Source organism: Idiomarina sp. HB, from assembly GCF_048059115.1.
Taxonomy (GTDB): domain Bacteria; phylum Pseudomonadota; class Gammaproteobacteria; order Enterobacterales; family Alteromonadaceae; genus Idiomarina; species Idiomarina abyssalis.
On record NZ_JAYLVU010000002.1, the window covers coordinates 40,333 to 62,831 of the forward strand.

Consider the following 22,499-nt stretch of genomic DNA (forward strand, 5'->3'; position numbering starts at 1 on the left):
TTAACTTCCTTTTTTCGACTGTGGACGTTGCCATCCGCTGATATTACGCTGCTTGCCCCGGGCTACAGCCAGTTCGTCATCTGCTACCGCCCGGGTTATGACCGAGCCGGCACCGACGGTTGCATTTTTACCAATGGAGACAGGCGCAACCAAAGAGCTGTTTGAACCAATAAAAGCGCCGTCACCAATTTCAGTAAGCGCTTTATTCACACCATCGTAATTGCAGGTAATGGTACCTGCACCAATGTTTGCGTATTCACCCACTTGAGTGTCACCAAGGTAGGTTAAATGACTGGCCTTTGAGCCTTTACCTAAACGGCTTTTCTTCATCTCGACAAAGTTTCCGACCTGCGCTTCATCCGCAAGTTCCGCTCCGGGGCGCAACCGCGCAAAAGGACCGACTTTGCAGCCTTTTGCCACTTTTGCATCTTCTATATGAGAGTTCGCGCGAATAACCGTGTCGTCGCCAATAACGGAGTTTCTAATGACACAGTTTGGCTCTATAACAACGCGGTCGCCCAGAACCACATTACCTTCAAAAACCGCATTAATATCAATAGTGACGTCGCTGCCGGCACTCAATTTACCGCGGCAATCAAAACGAGCAGGGTCAATTAAGGTCACGCCCTGAGTCATCAGCTCTTCGGCCTGACGCTGCTGCAATGCGCGCTCTAGCGAAGCTAACTGCTGGCGGTTGTTGGCACCTTCCACTTCCTGCGCGTTGTCAGGCTGTGCAGTAGCAATATTTACGCCTTCCTGGGCGGCCATTTCCACAATGTCAGTCAGGTAATATTCTTTCTGCGCGTTGTCATTGCTGAGTTGCTCAAGCCAACCTTTTAGCTTGTCGCTGTCAGCTATCATAATACCGGTGTTTACTTCGTCTATAGCTAACTGCTGCGCATTTGCGTCTTTTTGCTCAACAATGCCGGTTACGCTGCGGCGTTCGTTACGCACAATACGACCATAACCTGTTGGTTCCGCTAACGTCATAGTCAGCAAGCCAAGCGAGGTATTAGCACTGGCAGTTACCAGCTTAATTAAAGTGGACTCGGTTAACAGGGGCACGTCACCATACAAAATAATGACTTTTTCATTGCTTTTAAGGTGCGGGATAACCTGTTGAACGGCATGACCGGTACCCAATTGTTCACGTTGCTCGACCCAGGTTAAGTCGTCGCCGGCAATAGCTTGCTGCAGCTGATCGCCACCATGACCATAAATTAAATTAATGGCATCTGGCTTTAATGACCTGGCAGTATCTATGACGTGTTCTACCATCGGTTTATTCGCCACTTTATGCAGCACTTTGGGTAAGTCTGAACGCATGCGGGTTCCTTTCCCTGCGGCCAGAATAACAACGCGTAACTTCATATTAATGAGATCCTTAATTCAGTATCGCTTGCAGCAGCTTTATTACGTACACCTATTGTAACGACAAAAAAGGCCCTGTTGCACTAACAACAAGGCCTTTTACGTATTTTAACGCAGAAGTTTTAGCGCTTAAGCTTACGAATAACCTCAAGCTGAGCCAATGCGCGCGATAACTCGGCGATTGCCTCTGCATAGGTCACATCTGCACTTGAGTCAGCAATGGCTTCTTCAGCGCGTTTCTTCGCCGCTTCAGCTTCTTTCTCATCGAGATCGTCACCACGAACAGCAACGTCTGCTAGTACAATGACATGACCAGGCTGTACTTCTAACACTCCACCGGCGACATACAGAAGCTCTTCGTCGCCCGCTTCGCTGACATACCGAACCATACCTGGTTTGATTTTTGTCAGCAGGGGCGCGTGACCTGGGTAAATACCCAGCTCACCTTCGCTACCAGTGACCTGAACCGTTTGTACAACGCCTGAGAACAATTTGTCTTCAGCGCTAACAATGTCCAGATTTAATGTTTGTGTTGCCATTCAAACCTCCCGGTCGGTTACAGGTTTTTGGCTTTTTCTACCGCTTCTTCGATGGTACCAACCATGTAGAAGGCCTGCTCTGGCATATCGTCGTAATCACCATCCAAAATGCCTTTAAAGCCGGCAATAGTATCTTTCAAAGATACATATTTACCTGGAGCACCAGTGAATACTTCGGCTACGAAGAAAGGCTGCGACAAGAAGCGCTGAATTTTACGAGCACGAGATACAGACAGTTTGTCTTCTTCAGACAGCTCGTCCATACCCAGAATCGCAATGATGTCTTTCAGCTCTTTATAGCGTTGCAGTACTTCCTGAACACCCATTGCTGTGTCGTAGTGCTCATCACCGATAACCTGTGGGTCCAACTGACGTGACGTTGAATCCAACGGGTCAACCGCAGGGTAGATACCCAATGACGCGATGTCACGGTTAAGTACAACGGTTGCATCCAAGTGAGCAAAGGTTGTTGCCGGAGATGGGTCAGTCAAGTCATCCGCTGGTACGTAAACCGCCTGTACCGACGTGATTGAACCCGTCTTAGTAGAGGTGATACGTTCCTGCAGAACACCCATTTCTTCGGCCAGGGTAGGCTGATAACCAACCGCTGAAGGCATACGGCCTAACAGTGCTGATACCTCAGTACCGGCCAGAGTGTAACGGTAGATGTTATCAACGAAGAAAAGTACGTCGCGACCTTCGTCACGGAATTTCTCAGCGATAGTCAAACCCGTCAAAGCAACACGTAAACGGTTACCCGGTGGCTCGTTCATCTGACCATAAACCAGTGATACTTTATCCAGAACGTTTGAATCGTTCATCTCGTGATAGAAGTCGTTACCTTCACGAGTACGCTCACCAACACCAGCGAATACTGAGTAACCGCTGTGCTCGATTGCGATGTTACGGATAAGCTCCATCATGTTAACGGTTTTACCAACACCAGCACCACCGAACAGACCAACTTTACCACCTTTAGCAAACGGGCAAATCAAGTCGATGACTTTAATACCTGTTTCTAACAGTTCGTTAGTGTTTGACTGTTCTTCGTAGCTTGGTGCCGCACGGTGAATAGACATCTTCTCGTCTTCACCGATAGGGCCCGCTTCATCAATTGGGTTACCCAATACATCCATAATACGGCCCAGGGTCTTCTTACCCACTGGAACCATGATTGATTCACCGGTGTTTTCAGCGGTGATACCACGACGCAGACCGTCAGTTGTACCCATTGCGATGGCACGTACGATTCCGCCGCCCAGCTGCTGCTGAACTTCAAGAACCAAACCTTCTAAGCCACCTTCGGTCACTTTCAGTGCGTCGTATACTTTTGGTACAGCGTCTTGTGGAAATTCTAAATCCACAACGGCGCCGATAATTTGTACGACCTTACCTTGACTCATGACGTTTCCTCTAACTCTTCAATTCTGTTAACCGTTGCCGCGTTATACCGCTTCGGCGCCGGACACGATTTCCGAAATTTCTTGCGTAATTGCTGCCTGACGCGCCTTGTTATACTGCAATTGCAGTTGATCGATAATATCTTCGGCGTTGTCGGTTGCAGCTTTCATCGCAATCATCCGAGCGGCTTGCTCACTAGCAAAGTTATCTACGACACCTTGATACACTTGCATTTCTACAAAGCGACGAATTAGCGTATCTAGAATACTTTCCGGATTCGGCTCATACAGGTAATCCCAGCTACCTGTCTGTACTTCTTCTTCCGATCCTGCTTGCGGCAATGGCAACAATTGATGAATGGTCGGCTCCTGGGTCATCGTATTCACAAACTTGTTGAATACAACGTACAAGCGATCGATTTTACCTTCTTCAAAGGCATCCAGCATAACCTGGATAGAACCGGTGATTTCTTTCAGTTCTGGCTTATCGCCCATACCTGAAACTTGCGCTTTCAACTTACCAAAACGCTTGAAGAAACCGGTTGCTTTGCTGCCTATTGCGGCAAAATCCGCTTCAACATCTTGCTCTTTCCATTCGTTAGCGTGCTTAACGACTTTCTTGAACTCATTACCGTTCAAGCCGCCACACAAACCACGGTCGGTAGAAACAATGATGTAACCCACACGCTTAACCTGACGTTCTTCCATAAATGGATGACGATATTCAAGGTTACCGCGCGCCACATGACCAATCACCTTGCGAATGGTGTCCGCATAGGGGCGACTAGCCTCCATACGTTCCTGCGCCTTTTTCATTTTCGACGCAGCGACCATTTCCATAGCACTGGTGATCTTCTGAGTATTACCGATACTCGAGATCTGAGTTTTTATCTCTTTACCGCTGGCCATGACGATTCTCCTGTTAACTCAACGACAAATGGCCGCTATTGCGGCCAGGTGCGATTACCATGATTGCGTTTGCTTGAATTTCTCAAGCGCGGCTTTCAATTGCGCATCGATGTCGTCGTTATAGTTGCCAGTTTTATCAATCTCAGCCATTAGCTCGGCGTATTCGCTCGCCATGAAAGATTGCAGCGATTCTTCAAAATCCATGATTTTGTCGATTTCTACGTCTTTCAAGAAGCCTTTTTCAACGGCATAAATTGATACAGCCATTTGAGACACGCTCATAGGCTTGTACTGTTTCTGTTTCATCAGTTCGGTTACACGCTGACCGTGCTCCAACTGTGAACGAGTCGATTCATCAAGGTCAGATGCAAACTGAGCGAACGCCGCCAATTCACGGTACTGAGCCAGGGCAAGACGGATACCGCCACCCAATTTCTTGATGATTTTCGTTTGTGCTGAACCACCAACACGAGAAACCGAGACACCGGCGTTAACCGCAGGACGAATACCTGAGTTAAACAAGTCAGTTTCCAGGAAGATCTGACCATCGGTGATTGAGATAACGTTAGTCGGTACGAACGCCGATACGTCACCTGCCTGAGTTTCAATGATAGGTAAGGCAGTTAAAGAACCTGTCTGGCCTTTTACTTTACCGTCAGTGAATTTTTCTACGTAGTCAGCGTTAACACGCGCTGCACGCTCAAGTAAGCGAGAGTGGAGGTAGAAAACGTCACCAGGGAATGCTTCACGACCTGGCGGACGGCGCAGCAACAGTGAAATTTGACGGTATGCAACAGCCTGCTTAGAGAGGTCATCGTATACGATCAAAGCGTCTTCACCACGGTCACGGAAGTATTCACCCATAGTACAGCCAGAATAAGCTGCTAAGTATTGCAGTGCTGCAGATTCAGAAGCAGAAGCCGCAACCACAATGGTGTTTTCCAATGCGCCGTGCTCTTCCAGCTTACGTACAACAGCAGAGATGGTTGAGTTCTTCTGACCAATGGCTACGTAAACACACTTAATACCAGAGTCTTTCTGGTTGATAATAGCGTCTACGGCTAAAGCTGTTTTACCTGTCTGACGGTCACCGATGATAAGCTCACGCTGACCACGACCAACTGGAATCATCGAGTCAATTGACTTGTAACCAGTTTGTACTGGCTGATCAACCGACTGACGTTCGATAACGCCCGGGGCGATTTTCTCAACTGGCTCATAGCCGTCAGCTTCAATTGGACCTTTACCGTCGATAGGCTGACCTAGTGTGTTTACCACACGGCCCAACAGTTTTTCGCCGACCGGAACTTCAAGGATACGGCCAGTAGATTTTACTTTGGTGCCTTCCTGCAAATCTGCATAAGGACCCATAACAACCGCACCAACAGAATCACGTTCAAGGTTCAGTGCGATAGCGTAACGATTACCAGGTAGCTCGACCATTTCACCTTGCAGACAGTCTGCAAGTCCGTGAATGCGAATGATACCGTCTTGTACAGACATGATGGTACCTTCGTTGCGGGCTTCGCTGGTGACTTCGAACTTCTCAATTCGCTGTTTGATCAGTTCTGCGATTTCATTTGAATTCAATTGCATGCTCAAGTCCCCAATTAGGATTGCAGTGCGTAAGCAAGTCTGTCGAGCTTGCCGCGCAAGGTGCCGTCAATAACGGTATCACCAGCTTCTATAACAAGTCCGCCAATAATGGACTTGTCGACACTGCAGTTCAGCTTAATTTTGCGTTGCAGGCGCTTCTCAAGTGCTTTACTTAAAGCCGTTTGTTGTGCTTTCAGCAGTTTAACCGCTGACTTAACATCTACAGTGACTTCTTTGTCGTGTTCAGCACGAAGCGTCTGATAGAGCTCACTAACCGCTGGAAGTACTGGCAAACGTTCATTTTCAGCCAGTACTTTAACGAAGTTCTTAGCGTTATCGTCGAGCTCGTCGCCGCAAACACCCAAGAAAACATCTGTCGTTTTTCCAACAGTCGAAGAGCTGCTCAAAAATGAGGCAATAGTCTCATCTTGCGCTACCGCAGCAGCGAAGCTAAGCATTTCTGCCCACTTATCGAGCGCTCCCTGTTCTAAAGCAAAATCAAAAGCTGCTTTTGCGTAAGGGCGAGCGACCGTAGTCAGTTCTGACATAAGCTCAAACCCCTTTATTAAAGTTCAGCGACCAGTTTTTCAACAATGTCGCTATGAGCGTCTTTATCAATTTCACGCTCAATGATTTTCTGAGCCCCAGAAACCGCCAATACGGCGACTTGCTTACGCAACTCTTCGCGAACGCGGTTACGCTCAGCTGTCACTTCTTCATGTCCAGACGCAACGATTTTTTCACGTTCTTCGTGGCCACGTTGAGTTTCTTCCTCAACAATTTTAGCGCCACGTTTTTTCGACTGTTCAATGATTTCAGCGGCTTGCTGTTTCGCTTCTTTGAGCTGCTCGGCAATTTCTTGCTGGGCTTTCTCTAAATCTTTTTGAGCACGTTCACCGGCATTAAGGCCGTCAGCAATTTTCTTCTGACGTTCCTCAATAGCCTTGATGATCGGTGGCCATACAAATTTCATGCAGAACCACACGAACACGGCAAACGCGATCGATTGTCCAATTAGAGTAGCGTTGATATTCACAACGGACCTCCTTCAGTTGGTGACCGTCGAATAACGATTAGCCTGCTACCTGGGTTAAGAATGGGTTCGCAAACGTGAACAGCAATGCAACAGCAACGCCGATCATTGCGATAGCATCGATAAGACCAGCTACGATGAACATCTTAACTTGCAGCTGTGGTGCCAATTCTGGTTGACGAGCAGCAGCTTCCAGGAATTTACCACCCAGAATACCAAAGCCCAGTGCTGTACCCAGTGCAGCCAGACCGATCATGATTGATACAGCGATAGCAGTAAAAGCAACTACAGTTTCCATTGATTTCTCCAGTTTTTCAGTAGATTAAAGTTAAAAGTAAAGCTAAAAACTTTTTGTTTAGAACACTAGTGTTCAGATGAAGCCATGCTTAAGTAAACAATGGTCAGCATCATGAAAATAAACGCTTGCAATGTAATGACCAGAATATGGAACACAGCCCAGGCAAAGTGCGCTGGTAGCTGGAATAATCCAATCATTGCAATCAGAATAAATATCAATTCACCCGCATACAGGTTACCGAACAAACGCAGTGCCAGTGACGCTGGTTTTGCCAGTAACGTGATACTTTCAAGCACAAAGTTTACCGGCATTAACGCCCAGTGATTAAACGGGGTTAATGTCATTTCTTTGGCAAAGCCTTTCACGCCTTTGTACTTAATTGAGTAGATAATAATGAGCGCAAAGACGCTGATACTCAGAGCAAAAGTTGTGTTCAGGTCAGTTGTTGGTACAACTTTCATGTAGACGTCATGCGGATCGTCAACAAAGCCCAAATGGTATCCAATTTGTTGAGATGCCCAAGGCAACCAATCAACTGGAATTAAGTCCATCAGGTTCATCAGGAATATCCAGACAAAGATGGTTAATGCCAGAGGCGCAATCAGTTTATCTTTACCGTGAAAGGACTCTTTGACGCTGTTGTCGACAAACTCGACAATCATTTCGACAAAGCATTGCCATTTACCAGGTACCCCAGCAGAGGATTTTTTGGCTACTCTGCGGAAACTCCACAGAAACAGCACACCCAGTAACACGGACCAGAAGATAGTATCGACGTTCACCGCCCAGAACCCTTCACCAACCGTCCAATTTTGGAGGTGATGCTGGATATACTGAGTCGGAGTTTGTTCTCCACTTACCATGTTGTTTCCCAGTTAGGTTGATTTTAAAAATAAAACCGGTGCTATCCACTGCATGGTGACGGCAATAACGAAGCCGATCAGTAACCACACAGGATATAAATTTGTTATCAGCAGTGCGAGCATGAGCAGCAATGCTGTTAGCAGAAGCTTAACGCCTTCGCCTAAAAAGAAGCTTTGTACAACTTTCTGATTAGCGCGTGCACCTGCATGTTTAAAAGCAATAAGTGCAAATAGTGCGTTGGGTATTACAGCGGTTAATCCGCCACAAAGAATACCTAAAGCCGACTGCGTATTCGAAACCAATATCGTGACAAGTGCAGCAACTAAGACCACAATAAATTGTGTGCCTACTATTCTTCCTGCCAGTTTTTTACCTACCGCATTGAGTGCCTGTGTCACGACCAAAACCTTTTAACTGGCGGCTATCTTTATGTGGCTTTCAACCAGCCACAATGAAACTCGCGCTAGTATAAAGATCTGCCATGTAATTGCAAACAAATTTGCCTGTAGGCAACGGTTTCTATGCCATTTAACAAAAGTTCTACAACAATCAATACATTGGAATAATTATTTGATGTGGGTCAGAATTCCATCCAGTTCGTCCAGGTTGGTGTAACTGATAACCAGTTTTCCTTTTCCTTTACGACCATGATTGATGGAAACTTTCGCGCCCAGAGTCTCAGACAATTTCGTTTCTAAATGTTCAATATTCGCGTCTGGTTCGGGCTTTTCAGTTTGTTTCGGGGGGTCGATAGTACGTCTGACCAGTTTTTCAGCGTCACGTACGGTCATATCTTTTGCGACAATTTGTTGTGCTACATCGGCTTGTTGTTCACCTTCTAATGCCAGCAACAACTTAGCGTGACCCAGTTCAATGTCACCACGTTCAAGCAAGACTTTCACGCCGTCCTGTAAATTATTTAAACGCAGTAAATTCGTTACAGTAGTACGCGATTTACCGACAGCCTGGGCAACATCCTGGTGGGTCATCTGAAACTCATCCAATAAGCGTTGCAACGCTGTCGCTTCTTCCATTGCATTGAGGTCTTCACGCTGGATGTTTTCAATTAATGCAATAGCAACGGCCGCTTCATCCGGCACGTCTTTAATTAGGCAGGGAACCAGCTCCAGTTTCGCAAGCTGAGCTGCACGCCAACGACGCTCCCCGGCAATAATTTCGTATTCGTCTTTGCCAACAGGGCGAACCACAATAGGCTGAATAATACCCTGAGCTTTCACTGAAGCGGCTAAATCTTCCAAAGCTTCGGGTGACATGTCTTTACGAGGCTGATAACGACCGGGTTTTAACTGTTCAACCGGCAGTTTCTGTAATTCGCCTTTAACTTCTTCCGTCACTTGTTCAGATTGACGATCAGAGTTTTGCTGATTACTGGTCAGTAAGGCATCCAGACCACGACCTAAACCTCGTTTTTTTGCCGACATGATTCGCTAAATTCCCTTGTTATGATTCTTCTGCTACTTCGTTACGATTTTCAGAACGTCGGATAAGTTCACCCGCTAAGGACAAATAAGCCTTTGAACCCGTTGATGATTTATCGTAATACATAGCCGGTGCACCAAATGAAGGCGCTTCAGCTAAACGCACGTTACGCGGAATGACTGTTCGGTAGACTTTGTCACCAAAGTGGTTTTTTAGTTGTTCTGAAACATCGTTAGCCAAACGGTTACGCGGATCGTACATAGTCCGCAAAATGCCTTCTATCTCTAGCCCGGGGTTAACCACATCGGCCAGCTGGCGAATGGTTTCCATTAACGCTGTCAAACCTTCCAGCGCATAATACTCACACTGCATTGGCACCAGAATAGAATCAGCGGCGGCCATACCATTAACCGTCAGCATGTTCAGCGACGGTGGGCAATCAATAAAAATGTAATCGTAGGTGTCCTGGACAGCTTTTAGCGCGTTGCGCAAGCGTAATTCCCGCGCAAAAACTTCCATTAATTTAATTTCAGCGGCAGTTGCATCAGCATTTGCCGCAATTAAATGATACTTACCGTTAGTGTCTGTTACCGCAACGTCTTTAACCGGCTTTTCTTCAATCAACAATTCATAAATGCTGTTTTCAACGTCGTACTTGTCAACGCCGCTACCCATGGTTGCATTACCTTGAGGATCTAAATCGATCAACAATACTTTGCGACGGGTAGCAGCCATCGAAGCAGCCAGGTTAACTGCTGTGGTTGTTTTTCCAACTCCGCCTTTTTGATTTGCAATAGCAATGGTTGTAGCCACGGGTTTTATAACCTCTTGTTGTTGTCGGATAATCGACTGTCGGTTGTTTTATGACCGTTTGCTTATAATGACGATATGTCGGCTCGCGTCAATGCCGGGAACGTTAATTTGCTCAATACTTTCAGTTTTATAGTTTGCTGACAGTTCGTCCAGTTCTTCTTGTGGGTATAAACCTTTAAGAGCGTAAAACCGTCCTTTATCTGAAGGTAAATGCTCACACCAGGAAAGCATATCATTAAGCGAGGCAAAGGCTCTACTGATTACACCATCAAACTTTTTTTCGTCCTGATAATCTTCAACCCGGGCCTGTACCGGCGTCACATTGGTTAATTTTAACTCGTGACAAACCTGACGAATAAAACGAATACGCTTACCTAAACTATCGAGCAAAACAAATTCTTTATCAGGTTCTGCTATGGCCAAAGGTAACCCAGGTAAACCCGGGCCTGTTCCAACGTCAATAAAACGTTGTCCCTGTAAATACTGACGAACCGCCAGACTGTCCATAATATGTCTTGTGAGCATATCCTTTGGATTTCTTACGCTGGTCAGATTATAGGCTTTGTTCCACTTGTCCAATAAACCCACTAACGCCAGTTGCTGGTCAATTTGGGACTCTGACAAGGTTAGTTGCGCTTGCTCCAATAATTCCTTTAACTGCTCTTTCACATCCCTTCCTTAAGCACTTTTACGCAATAAACCCTGTTTTTTCAGGTGCACCAGAAGCATAGAAATGGCCGCAGGTGTTATACCAGAAATACGGGCCGCTTTGCCTACTGTTTCTGGCTGGTGGTCATTTAGCTTAGCAATAACCTCATTCGATAAGCCTTTAATCTTAGCGTAATCGAAAGGTGAAGGAAGCAAAGTATTTTCGTGACGCTGCTGTTTCGCAATTTCATCGTGCTGACGCGAAATATAACCTGCATATTTAATCTGAATTTCAACTTGTTCAGCGGCTAATGGATCTTCTAATCCCGGAGCAAAAAAATCCGTCTTGGCAAGATCCTGATAATGGATCTCCGGACGTCTCAATAACTCTTCGCCACTGACTTCTTTGGTTACAGGGCTTTTTACCAAGGCATTAATTTGCTCCACAGAAGCGTGGTCTTTATGCACCCAGGTGGTTTTTAACCGTTGTTTTTCCTGCTCAACAGCTTCCATTTTCTTATTAAATGCAGCCCAGCGTTCATCATCGACTAAACCAAGGTTACGACCAATTTCGGTTAAGCGAATATCGGCGTTATCTTCACGCAGAAGCAAACGATACTCCGCACGCGAAGTGAACATACGGTACGGTTCCTGAGTACCCAAGGTTGACAGATCATCGATCAACACGCCCATGTAGGCTTGATCACGTCGTGGTGACCAGGAATCTTTATCCTGTGCCTGCAATGCGGCATTTAAGCCAGCAACAAGGCCTTGTGCTCCGGCTTCTTCATAGCCGGTTGTGCCGTTAATTTGGCCGGCAAAGAACAAGCCGTTAATGACTTTGGTTTCCAGCGATTGTTTAAGATCTCTGGGATCAAAATAATCGTACTCTATGGCGTAGCCCGGACGCGTAATATGAGCGTTCTCGAAGCCTTTAATTGACTGAACCAGACGCTGCTGAACATCAAACGGCAGACTGGTTGAAATACCATTAGGGTAAACTTCAAAGGTATCTAAACCTTCAGGTTCTACGAATATTTGATGTGAACCTTTTTCAGCAAAACGAACAATTTTATCTTCGATAGAAGGGCAATAACGTGGCCCGACACCCTCAATCACACCTGAATACATGGGCGAACGATCAAGCCCTGAACGAATAATTTCGTGAGTGTTTTCATTGGTGTGCGTAATGTAACAGGGGATTTGCTGTGGATGATCAGCACGCGAACCCATATAGGAAAATACCGGAGTTGGGTTATCGCCTGGTTGTTCCTGCATGACTGAAAAATCGACGCTTTGGCTGGCTATACGCGGTGGTGTGCCGGTTTTTAACCGCTCTACTCGTAACGGCAATGAACGTAAGCGTTTAGCTAAAGCATTTGCAGGAGGATCGCCTGCGCGGCCGCCTTGATAGTTATCCAGACCAATATGAATTTGTCCGCCAAGGAAGGTTCCTACCGTTAAAACAACGGTTTTAGCGGTAAATTTAAGACCCATTTGGGTAACAACGCCGGTAACGCGATCGTTTTCAACAATAAGATCATCACAACCTTGTTGGAATATCGACAAATTAGGCTGTGTTTCTAATGCGTAGCGGATCGCTTGTTTATACAGTTGGCGATCGGCCTGAGCTCTTGTCGCTCTTACCGCAGGACCTTTTGAAGAATTCAGTGTTCTGAACTGAATTCCGGCTTTATCTGCAGCTTTTGCCATGAAGCCACCAAGGGCATCAATTTCCTTAACTAAATGACCTTTTCCTATTCCACCAATGGCTGGGTTACAGGACATTTGCCCTAAAGTATCAATATTATGCGTAAGCAATAGGGTTTTAACACCTAAACGAGCGGCGGCTAAAGCTGCTTCTGTTCCGGCGTGTCCTCCACCGACAACAATAACATCAAAGTGTTGTTGGCTCTGTTCTGACATTCAATGTGACCTTTCGTTGAAGAATAGGAAAATAGCCGATTATTTTAACGCGATTTTGTATAAATCTAAATGGTTAAATTTCGTTCAGTGTTATTAAAGATCTTAAAGAAGATCAGTAAAGGATCTTATTTAGATCTTTTATTGTTATTACTACTAGTCAGCGGTTTTCTGTGAATAGATCGCTACAGCCCTTTTTTTATATAGCTCATATTAAGATCACTCTCTGTAGATAACCGGGGTTGAACTGGGATCATAGATCGTGGATAAGTGGGGTAGTTATACACAGATCAGTTTATCCCCAGTGTTATACCCACTCCATTGACAGTGCTTAAGTGATCTTATGCCAGCTTTAATCACAGGCTAAAATAGCTGTGTATAAGCATGTGGGTATGATCACAGAGCCTTTACAGAATCAGTGATCGCGGGCAACCAGGTTAATGTTTTTTCTTCCGGATCGTCTTCCAGCATGTCTATTTCTAAACGATCAGCCAGTTTAATGGCACCGAGTTCCTGCAAACGGCTATCGCAATGACGACCCGCCTCGCAGAAGGTGTCGTAGCAGGACTCACCAATAGCGACAACTGCGTAGTTTAGTCCTGTTAAATCAGGGCTTTGGGGATCATTTATTTCATCATAGAAATCCAGCATAGAGTCGGCATAGTCGCCGGCGCCGTGACTGGCTAGAAAAACTAACCAGGGTTGATCGGTCGGGAGTTTTTCAAATTCTGGCTCGTAGTGAAGCTCGGTTTCGATACCTTGTTCGTTGAGTTTTTCGCTGACAGTATCGGCTAAAAACTCGGTATTACCGGAGGTTGTACCCACTAAAAGATGTAAAACGGTCATAAACTTTTTTGCTCATTTGCTACTATTAGAAAAACACGAATCATACAGGAGAACCCAAATGGTAAAAGGTCTTATAAAGGTATTAGTGGCTTTAAGTGCCGTAATAGTTTCATTCAATGTTTCAGCTGGTATAGAGTCGCCTAAACAAGTGTCTGAAAACCTTTGGGTTATGGGCACGCCTTCAGATGAACAGTTAGCGGAATTTGCGGATAACGGCGGTGATGTTGTTATTAATTTGCTTTCACAAAAAGAAATGACCGAAAGCGAGGAAGCTGCTGTTGTGACCCGTAATGGTATGGCTTATTACCATGTACCGGTTAATGGCGCAGACGGTGTTACCTTTGAGAACGCACGTATGGTTGATCGTATTCTATTAGAAAATAGCGATAAAACCATTCTGGTGCATTGCGCTTCGAGTAACCGCGTAGGCGCACTGATGGCTTTGCGCGCGGGCTGGTTAGACGGAATGCCGGTGGAAAAAGCGTTAGAAGTTGGTCGTGAACATGGCATGACGTCGCTGGAAGAGAAAGTGAAGACGATGCTTTCTGAGTGACGAGTCAAAAAAGGCCAGCTCTTATGAACTGGCCTTTTCCTTTATTTTAAATGCTCTTTTAATAGCCCTGGCTGACGTTCTGGTGTAAATATCTCAATCCAATAGCCGTCCGGGTCTTTAATAAAAGCAATGCCTTTCATTTTTCCATCGTTAGGGCGTTTTTGAAATTCCACGCCCATTTTTTCGAAACGCTCACAGGCGGCATCAATATCGGGCACAGCGAATCCAATGTGACCAAAGCCTTTCGGTTCTTCATTGCCACTGTGATAGGACACTGAATCGTCGTTTTCGTCCCCCCAGTTGTGCGTGAGCTCCAACATAGCCGGACGACCAAAGGTTTGTTCAATACGTTTATCGTGGTCGGTTGACCAGTCTTTACGTTGCTCCGGTGAAATAGCAGCCATGAAATAAAGCGTGAATTCCATTTCGGGAAAGTCCAGGCGTTTTACCAGAGTCATTCCCAACACCTCACTGTAGAACTTTAAGGTGCGTTCCGGATCTTTTATGCGGAACATGGTCTGGTTAAAAACAAAGTCGTGCGTTGCTGGGTCATGTTGTTCCGATAACCCCTTGGCTTCATCAAAATGTCTGCTCATAATGGCTTCCTTAGTCGGTTCAGTAATTAACTGCTGTTACACTGTTTATTGGGTTTATTACGAGAGAGTTCAAGCGTGGCCTGGTCGGTTTATTTAGTGAAGTGTGCTGATAATACGTTTTATACCGGTGTGACAACTGACGTTGAGCGCCGCGTTAATGAGCACAATGTGGATGATAAAAAAGGGGCTAAATACACACGAGCGCGTCGTCCGGTTGAGCTTGTCTGGAGCGAGGTGCACCCTAATAGGTCAAAAGCGTGCCAACGGGAATATGAAATAAAACGTTGGTCTCGCGTTAGAAAAGCCGAATTAACCGGTTGAGTTGAGTCTTTTTTGTCCGGTTAAAAGGTGTTCAATTATGGAGTCTTTTTCTTTTAAGCCGAGCTTATCACTAATTTGGGTTAGCTTTATGACTCGATGGTAAAATCGTGCTTTGCGCCTTTTGTATTGGCTTTCGGTGAGTTTCTCGGTGTCCAGCTGGTCAATTTCTTCTGTCAGTGTTTGCAATAAAGTTTGGTACCGAGCTTTTAAGCTTGTCGGATAAATTAGACGATAAGCAACTAATGCAAGTAATGGTGCGGCGACCACGGCCAAAGCAATGGTAATAGAGTGACCAAGATGGAACGAATAAGCTACTGAAGGCTGCATTAGTAGCAAGAAAACCAGATTAAAATCCATGCTGCCGTTGGCAGTTTTTTGATGAGACATAGGAAACCCGGCCAACAAAATAACGGGCATTAACGCCACTAACATCCAAAAAATGGCATCCTGATATTGCCAGACAGCGGCCTGTATTAGTATGGCAGTTAAAGCTCCTGCACACTGCCCAAAAAACACAAACTTCATCGTCAGAGCGGGGTTATCAGCGGTTGAAAATAGAGTCAGCATAACCGAGGCGCCTAACATTAAATAAGCCAGCTGAAACCATTCGGTATACCACCAGGCTGCGCCAATTAGGCTCATTATAACCAAGGTTCTTATAGCTGCCTGACGAGCGCCTCTCCAGTCGCGGTGTAAAATAGTTTTGGTCAGCAGGGTTGAGCTGGCCGTTTTGCCTGAATCGCGAAAAGATAAACGGTCGTTGGTGGCTTCAACAAATTCACTGAACCGTCTTTTTAATGCATCGTTTTTAATCAGTTTCAGGGCTTTTCTGAGAGGTTCAATAATTTCTGAGCGTTTAGCGGAAGCATTTAGTTTGTTGGAAGATTCAAGTAAGTGATTACTTACTTCTTTATTGTTTTCTGGTTCCTGAATGTTGAGTTCGGTGAAAAAGCCAAGCTGACTGTTAATGACTAAACGTAAGGTTTTGGCTGACTCATGAGCGCTGACAGAACCGGTACCATGATCGAGTAATTGAGCTTCTATGGCCGCTAACTGCGACAGCTTTTCAGACAGGTTAAGCGAAACCTTATCCGGTTCAGCAAAATAATGACTGATATCCTGTAAATTAGCGGCGGTTAGTCGGCGAAGTTGGTTAATTAAAGTTTGTTCCGCGCGTTTATAAGTAAAAGCCCAACCAATAACTAACGAGGTCATAATACCGACAAATACTGTAAGCAAACGGTCGATACCCAGTGGCATCAAAGCATCTGGGCTTTGTGTCAGAAGAACGACCATTGAGGCAGAGTACCCGGCCAAAATTGTGCCGTAGGAAATAAGACCGTGCAGTAAATTGCCGGTGTAAACACAGAGGGTTACCCAGAGTGATAAACCGACTACCAACCATATGATCTCGCCGCCGGCAGAAACAACTAGTATCATTCCAAACATGGTGCCCAGCAAAGTGCCTAAAGCACGATAGGCGGCTTTTTCTACGAGAAGACCACGGGTTGGTTGCGAAACTGCCCAGACGGTCATAGCAGCCCATTGAGGGTGTTCTAATCCGAGTGCCCAGGCAATAACAAGTGACAAGCAGGCAGCAATGCCGGTTCTGAACCCAAACCGAAGCCGGACGTAGTCAAACCCCCATTGCGCTAACTTGTCTTTCACTGTTGCTCCTTAGCTTTTGGTGACTAAGAAATCGCGTTATTTGCCGATACAGAACGAACCGAAAATTTGGCCGAGAAGATCGTCAGAAGTGAACTCACCAGTAATTTCATTGAGGTGCTGTTGGGTCAGACGTAGCTCTTCAGCTAGTATTTCGCCGGCCATGTTGGCTTCGAGTTGCTCCTGACCCTGCAGTAAATGGGTTTTTGCTTTAGCCAGAGCCTCTAAGTGCCTGCGTCTGGCCATAAAGCTTCCTTCTGCAGTTGTGTTGTATCCAACACAATGCTTTAAGTGCTCGCGCAGTAATTCAATGCCGTGGCCAGTTTTGGCGGATAAATGAATAACCGGAATGCCGTTGTGTTCATCAATGCCGGTAGGCTCTTCCGATAAGTCGACTTTATTGCGGATAACGGTGTAGGGCATGTCTTCAGGTAACTGAGCGAAAAATTCCGGCCATATGTCATCAGGATGAATGGCAGAAGTCTCCTGACTGTCGACCATAAATAAAACGCGATCTGCCTGACGAATTTCATCCCAGGCGCGTTCAATACCTATTTTCTCAACGTGGTCCGGGCTTTCGCGTAAACCGGCGGTATCAATAATATGCAGCGGCATGCCGTCTATTTGAATGTGTTCTCGCAGAACATCACGGGTGGTTCCGGCTATTTCGGTAACAATGGCGGACTCGCGACCTGCCAGAGCATTAAGCAAGCTGGACTTACCCGCATTAGGACGTCCGGCAATTACAATGCGCATACCTTCACGCATAAGCGTTCCTTGCCGGGCCTCCTGTTCTATATGGAACAGGTGGTCAATAATTTCAGCTAAATCGCCGGAGACTTTACCGTCGGAAAGAAAGTCGATTTCTTCATCCGGAAAGTCGATGGCTGCCTCAACGTACATGCGTAGGTGAATAACGGCATCCACCAACTGATCAATTTTGTGAGAAAACTCACCTTTTAGGCTTTGTAATGCGGCTTTAGCGGCTTGCTCCGAATTGGTATCAATTAAGTCGGCAATAGCTTCTGCCTGGGTGAGGTCAAGCTTGTCGTTCAAAAACGCTCGTTCACTAAATTCACCAGGTCGTGCAGGACGAATACCGGGAATTTCCAGAATGGCCTTAATGATCATGTCGATAAGAACGGGTCCGCCGTGACCTTGCAGCTCTAAGACATCTTCGCCGGTAAAGGAGTTAGGACCAGGGAAATAAAGCGCAATGCCTTCGTCCAGCAGTTGTTTTTGTAAATCGTAAAAAGGTAAGTATTCGGCTTTACGAGGTTTGGGGCAATGGCCTAACAGTTTTTCAGCAACATCTTTACAGGCTTTGCCACTAACGCGAACAATACCAACACCACCGCGTCCGGGTGGCGTGGCCTGAGCAACAATGGTGTCGTCAAAGTCTGTTTCAGTTGTCATTTTTCATTGCTCCCAAAAGGACTAAAGCCCGGCATAAGCCGGGCCTTAATGCTTGATTACTTCTTCTTGTTCCTAACGTCTATTCCTTTCTTCTCTAACCCACGGTAAATGATCAGCATTTGTGCAATGGTAATCAAGTTACTGACCAGCCAGTACAGTACCAGACCTGATGGGAACCACAGGAAGAAGACGGTAAATATAACCGGCATATACTGGAACAGCTTCTGCTGCATTGGGTCAGCCGTTGGTGTTGGCTGCAGCCGCTGCATCAGAAACATACTGGCACCCATTAATATTGGCAGGATGTAGTATGGGTCCTTGGTCGATAAGTCCTGAATCCAGAATACAAATTCTGAATGACGCAGTTCGACACTTTCCAACAGCACCCAGTAAAGCGCCAGGAAGATTGGAAGCTGCAACAGCATTGGCAGACAACCGCCCAGAGGATTTACTTTTTCTTCTTTATAAAGCTTCATCATGGCGCTCGACATTTTCTGTCGGTCGTCGCCATAGCGTTCACGAAGTGCGGTCATTTTAGGCTGCAGCATACGCATTTTAGCCATTGATACGTATTGCGCTTTGGTCAATGGGAACAGCAATGCTTTGACAATAACGGTGGTCAGAATAATGGCCAGACCCCAGTTAATGACAAGGCTTTGTAAAAATTGAAGCAGCTTAAATATTGGCTGAGCTAACCACCAAAGGAAACCGTAGTCGACGGTTAAGTCCAGGTGCTCAACTATTTGTGCCATAGCGTCCTGATCTTTAGGACCCAGATAAAGCTGTGACTCAATGACTTTTGAGCTGCCGGCCTGAATTTCGGTCATCGGGTAAATGACACCAATAATTGCCTGGCTGCCATTCGCAACACGTGAGAATAAGCGGTTAGGCTGGCCCTGTTCAGGTATCCATGCCGAAACAAAGTAGTGCTCAAGCATACTGACCCAACCGGTCTGCGAGGTGACGTTCAGCTTTTTATCCAGCATGTCGTCAAAGTCATACTTTTCAAACTTGTCATCGTCATGCGAGTACGCTGCACCAAAGTAGGTTGGCATAATCATGCTGCCACTTTCGCCAGTACCCATGGAGCGCTTAAGTTGTCCGTAGAACTGGGTATTCAGCGCGTTAGCAGTATTGTTCTCAATCTCAAAACGAACGTCGACGTTGTACTTTCCGGGAGTGAAAGTAAATACCTTACGATAGATTGCGCCGCTTTCCGTGGTGTAGGTTAACGGAACTTCGATAACGTCAGTTTCGGACTGATAGCTTTCTTTTTCGTAGTTATAAGACGGACGACCGTCACCGCTTGCATCGATACCATCCGGACCAATTAAACCAGACTGTGCGACGTAGACGCTATTTGATCTATTCTGTAATAGCTGGAAACGCTCTTCGGTTCCTAAGTCCTTGGCGAACTTAAGTAACTCTGTTGAAACAACGTCACCACCGTGAGTATCAATTTCGACATCAAGCACGTCGGTGCGGACGCGAATGGTTGTTTCTGATTGTTGGCTAACAACGGGCTGATCACCTTCCGGTACATCTGCCGCAGCTGAACCACTTGAAGGCACATCGCTGTTTTCAGTGTTATTGCTCGATTGCGTTACTGTCACGGTTTCGTTTGCTTTTGTTCCGGGTGCGGTCTCCACCATCCAATTTTGGTATAGGAAGAATGACACCACTAAAAAGGCAATAAATAATATCGTGCGTGGCGAATTCATAGTGATTTCGTCTCTGTTGGCTGTTTTAGTAAAGATTCGGATTCGTTGCTATTTTCTGGCTTAATTTCTTGCTTACTGGGCGGAACCGGGTCATAACCGCCTTCGTGAGCGGGATGACATTTACCAATTCTTACGGCAGCAAGGCCAATACCACGGATTGTACCGTGTTTTTGTATAGCCTCACAGGCATAATGCGAGCAAGATGGATAAAATCGACAACGCGGGCCTAACAACGGGCTAATAAACCATTGGTAAACCTTTATGAACGCGATTGGTATTGTTCGCAACGCTTTGCTAATTTTCGCCATAAATAATTCAACGTATCCCGTAATGCGGCGTTATCCTGCTCGACAATACCCTGCTTAGCAATAATTACAATGTCAAAAGCGGGGATTTTGTGCTGTCTTAAACGGAATGTTTCACGTATCTGGCGTTTTATACGGTTTCGGTCAACAGCGCGCTTCGCTCGCTTTTTACTGACAGTAACACCTATACGTGGATGCCCTAACTCATTGGGGGTTGCCAACATAGTGACATGAGCAGTAACGGCTTTTACAGGAGGGTTTGAGAATACAGTCTGGAAATGAGAGGGAGTTAACAGACGTAACTCCCTTCCATATGAGATACTTTTATGCACTCAGTACTTTGCGACCACGAGCACGGCGACGAGCCAATACTTTACGGCCGTTTTTACTTGCCATGCGAGCACGGAAGCCGTGAGCACGTTTGCGTTTTAATACGCTTGGTTGAAATGTTCTTTTCATAACTAATATTCCATCGGTCAGTTTGCTATTTCCCACGCTGGCCGAAAAAGTTGAAACCAAACGTGAACGGAATTTTTTAGAGCGCGGATCTTACCGATCTTTTCGCATTGAGTCAATGATAAGAGGCGGTTTTAGGCAATAAAACCTAAATTAATCTCATCCACAATCTGTAGCAATTATAACATTAATAATGTGGATAAAATAACAGTTATTCACTTTTTAGATGATTTTTCTGTTTTGGTAAAGTGGCTGGTTACAAGCAAGTTATGCGCCAGTTCTGCCATCAGTGACTATTTTTTATCTCCTTTATTCATGCCGTTTTCAGGCAGTTTATACTAGCGAAGATTAACTGAGTGAAGTACAATCTTTGGTTATGATAATAAAAAACGATCCAGGAGAAGAGTGTGAATAATTCGCTTTGGCAACAATGTGCAGAGCGACTGCAATCGGAGTTACCGTTACAGCAGTTCAACACGTGGATCAGACCTCTTCAAGCCAAACTTAATGGCGAGACTTTGACCTTATTTGCGCCGAATATCTATTCGGTCGATTGGGTGCGCGATAAATACCTGAAAACCATTAATGCGTATTTGGAGTCCATGTGCGATGACAAAGTACCGAATGTTGTTTTAAAGGTTGGGGAAGCGTCGCCAACACAAAAAGATAACGGTTCGCAACAACGCGCTGCTGCAACGCGCAGAAAGACGCCGAACTTTTCCTCAAGTAATGCCGATACTGAAGTACCGTTTGAGAGCAATATTCATCCTGAATACACTTTTGATAATTTTGTTGAAGGTAAGTCAAACCAACTAGCCCGTGCGGCGGCTATTCAGGTAGCTGAGAATCCAGGCGGTGTTTACAACCCACTTTTTGTCTATGGTGGTACGGGTTTAGGTAAAACACACTTATTGCACGCAGTTGGCAATGGCATTATGGCGCACAAGAAGGACGCCAAGGTGTTTTATATTCGGGCAGAACGTTTTGTTCAGGACATGGTTAACTCAATTCGCAACAGTTCGACTAATGAATTTAAACGTTACTACCGTTCAGTTGATGCTTTGCTAATAGATGACATCCATTTCTTTGCAAATAAAAAGGGCTCTCAGGAAGAATTCTTTCATACTTTCAACGCACTGTTGGAAGGTAATCAGCAAATTATTATGACCAGCGATCTTTATCCGAAAGAAATAGATGGAGTAGAAGATCGTCTGAAATCCCGTTTTGGCTGGGGTTTGACCATTGCTATAGAGCCGCCGGAATTAGAAACGCGAGTTGCTATTTTAATGCGGAAAGCCGACGAACGTGGGTTACATATGCCACACGAAGTCGCCTTTTTCATTGCCAAAAGATTACGCTCAAACGTACGTGAACTTGAAGGTGCACTGAACCGGGTTGTCGCGAATGTTCAACTTACCGGCCGACCCATTACTATCGATTTTGTGCGCGAAGCACTGCGTGACCTAATTGCCGCTCAGGAAAAGTTGGTCACTATTGATAACATCCAAAAGACAGTCGCAGAATATTATAATATTAAGTTAGCTGACATTTTGTCTAAGCGCCGGAGTCGTTCCGTAGCGCGTCCACGACAGTTGGCCATGGCGTTGGCGAAAGAATTAACCAACCACAGTTTACCGGAAATTGGTGACGCTTTTGGCGGGCGTGACCACACGACGGTTTTACATGCTTGTCGAAAAATACAAGAATTAAAAGATGCGCAGCACGACATAAAAGAAGACTATAGAAATCTTATTCGAACGTTGTCGTCATAAGGTATGTCGTTATA

Annotated in this window: 25 protein-coding genes; 3 read left to right on the plus strand and 22 right to left on the minus strand. The window is 45.7% G+C overall.

What is annotated here, in order from left to right; genetic code table 11:
- The 15 genes from glmU to VBY75_RS05985 form a co-directional block, all read right to left on the minus strand.
- Positions 1–1,371 (minus strand): bifunctional UDP-N-acetylglucosamine diphosphorylase/glucosamine-1-phosphate N-acetyltransferase GlmU, encoded by a 1,371-nt coding sequence (gene glmU / locus VBY75_RS05915; protein ID WP_224798514.1) that lies wholly within the window; start codon positions 1,369–1,371, stop codon positions 1–3.
- A 122-nt stretch (positions 1,372–1,493) separates the two neighbouring features.
- On the minus strand, positions 1,494–1,910 hold the full coding sequence (locus tag VBY75_RS05920; RefSeq protein WP_271332019.1) for a F0F1 ATP synthase subunit epsilon: 417 nt from the start codon (positions 1,908–1,910) through the stop codon (positions 1,494–1,496).
- Between the two features lie 17 nt (positions 1,911–1,927).
- The gene (gene atpD / locus VBY75_RS05925; protein WP_054488985.1) at positions 1,928–3,313 is read right to left on the minus strand and encodes a F0F1 ATP synthase subunit beta; all 1,386 of its coding nucleotides are present in this window, start codon (positions 3,311–3,313) and stop codon (positions 1,928–1,930) included.
- A 42-nt stretch (positions 3,314–3,355) separates the two neighbouring features.
- Positions 3,356–4,219: a F0F1 ATP synthase subunit gamma gene (gene atpG, locus VBY75_RS05930; RefSeq protein WP_054488982.1), complete on the minus strand. Its 864-nt coding sequence runs from the start codon at positions 4,217–4,219 to the stop codon at positions 3,356–3,358.
- 54 nt (positions 4,220–4,273) lie between these two features.
- On the minus strand, positions 4,274–5,815 hold the full coding sequence (atpA, locus tag VBY75_RS05935; protein WP_054488980.1) for a F0F1 ATP synthase subunit alpha: 1,542 nt from the start codon (positions 5,813–5,815) through the stop codon (positions 4,274–4,276).
- A 14-nt stretch (positions 5,816–5,829) separates the two neighbouring features.
- Positions 5,830–6,363, minus strand: coding sequence for a F0F1 ATP synthase subunit delta (atpH, locus tag VBY75_RS05940; protein WP_054488978.1), 534 nt, complete (start codon positions 6,361–6,363; stop codon positions 5,830–5,832).
- A 17-nt stretch (positions 6,364–6,380) separates the two neighbouring features.
- Positions 6,381–6,851, minus strand: a complete 471-nt coding sequence (gene atpF, locus VBY75_RS05945) for a F0F1 ATP synthase subunit B (RefSeq protein WP_054488976.1) — start codon at positions 6,849–6,851, stop codon at positions 6,381–6,383.
- A 37-nt stretch (positions 6,852–6,888) separates the two neighbouring features.
- Positions 6,889–7,146 (minus strand): F0F1 ATP synthase subunit C, encoded by a 258-nt coding sequence (gene atpE, locus VBY75_RS05950; RefSeq protein WP_011235847.1) that lies wholly within the window; start codon positions 7,144–7,146, stop codon positions 6,889–6,891.
- Between the two features lie 65 nt (positions 7,147–7,211).
- Positions 7,212–8,009 (minus strand): F0F1 ATP synthase subunit A, encoded by a 798-nt coding sequence (gene atpB, locus VBY75_RS05955; protein ID WP_222236057.1) that lies wholly within the window; start codon positions 8,007–8,009, stop codon positions 7,212–7,214.
- A 12-nt stretch (positions 8,010–8,021) separates the two neighbouring features.
- A complete protein-coding gene (locus tag VBY75_RS05960) occupies positions 8,022–8,408 on the minus strand; it encodes an ATP synthase subunit I (RefSeq protein WP_054488972.1) in 387 nt (128 codons plus the stop codon).
- Positions 8,409–8,576: 168 nt separating this feature from the next.
- A complete protein-coding gene (locus VBY75_RS05965) occupies positions 8,577–9,452 on the minus strand; it encodes a ParB/RepB/Spo0J family partition protein (protein ID WP_054488970.1) in 876 nt (291 codons plus the stop codon).
- 19 nt (positions 9,453–9,471) lie between these two features.
- The gene (locus VBY75_RS05970) at positions 9,472–10,263 is read right to left on the minus strand and encodes a ParA family protein (RefSeq protein WP_054488968.1); all 792 of its coding nucleotides are present in this window, start codon (positions 10,261–10,263) and stop codon (positions 9,472–9,474) included.
- 48 nt (positions 10,264–10,311) lie between these two features.
- A complete protein-coding gene (gene rsmG / locus VBY75_RS05975; protein WP_222236058.1) occupies positions 10,312–10,932 on the minus strand; it encodes a 16S rRNA (guanine(527)-N(7))-methyltransferase RsmG in 621 nt (206 codons plus the stop codon).
- Between the two features lie 9 nt (positions 10,933–10,941).
- Positions 10,942–12,837 carry a tRNA uridine-5-carboxymethylaminomethyl(34) synthesis enzyme MnmG gene (gene mnmG / locus VBY75_RS05980; RefSeq protein ID WP_054488964.1) on the minus strand — a complete coding sequence of 632 codons (1,896 nt, stop codon included), beginning with the start codon at positions 12,835–12,837 and terminating at the stop codon, positions 10,942–10,944.
- A gap of 393 nt (positions 12,838–13,230) precedes the next feature.
- Entirely contained in the window at positions 13,231–13,680 is a 450-nt protein-coding gene (locus VBY75_RS05985; RefSeq protein ID WP_054488962.1) for a flavodoxin domain-containing protein, read from the minus strand.
- 58 nt (positions 13,681–13,738) lie between these two features.
- On the opposite strand from VBY75_RS05985, the gene VBY75_RS05990 reads away from it, so the two are divergent.
- Positions 13,739–14,233, plus strand: a complete 495-nt coding sequence (locus tag VBY75_RS05990) for a beta-lactamase hydrolase domain-containing protein (RefSeq protein WP_222236060.1) — start codon at positions 13,739–13,741, stop codon at positions 14,231–14,233.
- A gap of 41 nt (positions 14,234–14,274) precedes the next feature.
- On the opposite strand, the gene gloA is transcribed toward VBY75_RS05990, so the two are convergent.
- The gene (gene gloA, locus VBY75_RS05995; protein WP_222236062.1) at positions 14,275–14,829 is read right to left on the minus strand and encodes a lactoylglutathione lyase; all 555 of its coding nucleotides are present in this window, start codon (positions 14,827–14,829) and stop codon (positions 14,275–14,277) included.
- Between the two features lie 75 nt (positions 14,830–14,904).
- Here gloA and VBY75_RS06000 point away from each other — a divergent pair, with 75 nt between their 5' ends.
- A complete protein-coding gene (locus VBY75_RS06000) occupies positions 14,905–15,150 on the plus strand; it encodes a GIY-YIG nuclease family protein (protein ID WP_222236064.1) in 246 nt (81 codons plus the stop codon).
- On the opposite strand, the gene VBY75_RS06005 is transcribed toward VBY75_RS06000, so the two are convergent.
- The 6 genes from VBY75_RS06005 to rpmH are packed head-to-tail and all read right to left on the minus strand — an operon-like array spanning position 15,139 to position 20,716.
- The gene (locus VBY75_RS06005) at positions 15,139–16,818 is read right to left on the minus strand and encodes an FUSC family protein (RefSeq protein ID WP_416511528.1); all 1,680 of its coding nucleotides are present in this window, start codon (positions 16,816–16,818) and stop codon (positions 15,139–15,141) included. The genes VBY75_RS06000 and VBY75_RS06005 overlap by 12 nt on opposite strands.
- A gap of 36 nt (positions 16,819–16,854) precedes the next feature.
- Complete coding sequence (mnmE, locus tag VBY75_RS06010; protein WP_222237034.1) at positions 16,855–18,231, minus strand: tRNA uridine-5-carboxymethylaminomethyl(34) synthesis GTPase MnmE; 1,377 nt, start codon at positions 18,229–18,231, stop codon at positions 16,855–16,857.
- Between the two features lie 56 nt (positions 18,232–18,287).
- On the minus strand, positions 18,288–19,952 hold the full coding sequence (gene yidC / locus VBY75_RS06015) for a membrane protein insertase YidC (RefSeq protein ID WP_416511530.1): 1,665 nt from the start codon (positions 19,950–19,952) through the stop codon (positions 18,288–18,290).
- Entirely contained in the window at positions 19,949–20,260 is a 312-nt protein-coding gene (yidD, locus tag VBY75_RS06020; RefSeq protein ID WP_278358502.1) for a membrane protein insertion efficiency factor YidD, read from the minus strand. Before yidD ends, yidC begins: the two co-directional genes overlap by 4 nt.
- Positions 20,212–20,589 carry a ribonuclease P protein component gene (gene rnpA / locus VBY75_RS06025; RefSeq protein WP_011235862.1) on the minus strand — a complete coding sequence of 126 codons (378 nt, stop codon included), beginning with the start codon at positions 20,587–20,589 and terminating at the stop codon, positions 20,212–20,214. Before rnpA ends, yidD begins: the two co-directional genes overlap by 49 nt.
- A complete protein-coding gene (gene rpmH, locus VBY75_RS06030) occupies positions 20,582–20,716 on the minus strand; it encodes a 50S ribosomal protein L34 (RefSeq protein WP_054488948.1) in 135 nt (44 codons plus the stop codon). The genes rnpA and rpmH overlap by 8 nt, the downstream gene beginning before the upstream one ends.
- A gap of 404 nt (positions 20,717–21,120) precedes the next feature.
- Between rpmH and dnaA the strand changes: the two genes are divergently transcribed.
- Positions 21,121–22,485 carry a chromosomal replication initiator protein DnaA gene (gene dnaA / locus VBY75_RS06035; RefSeq protein ID WP_199493922.1) on the plus strand — a complete coding sequence of 455 codons (1,365 nt, stop codon included), beginning with the start codon at positions 21,121–21,123 and terminating at the stop codon, positions 22,483–22,485.
- Positions 22,486–22,499: the final 14 nt, after the last annotated feature.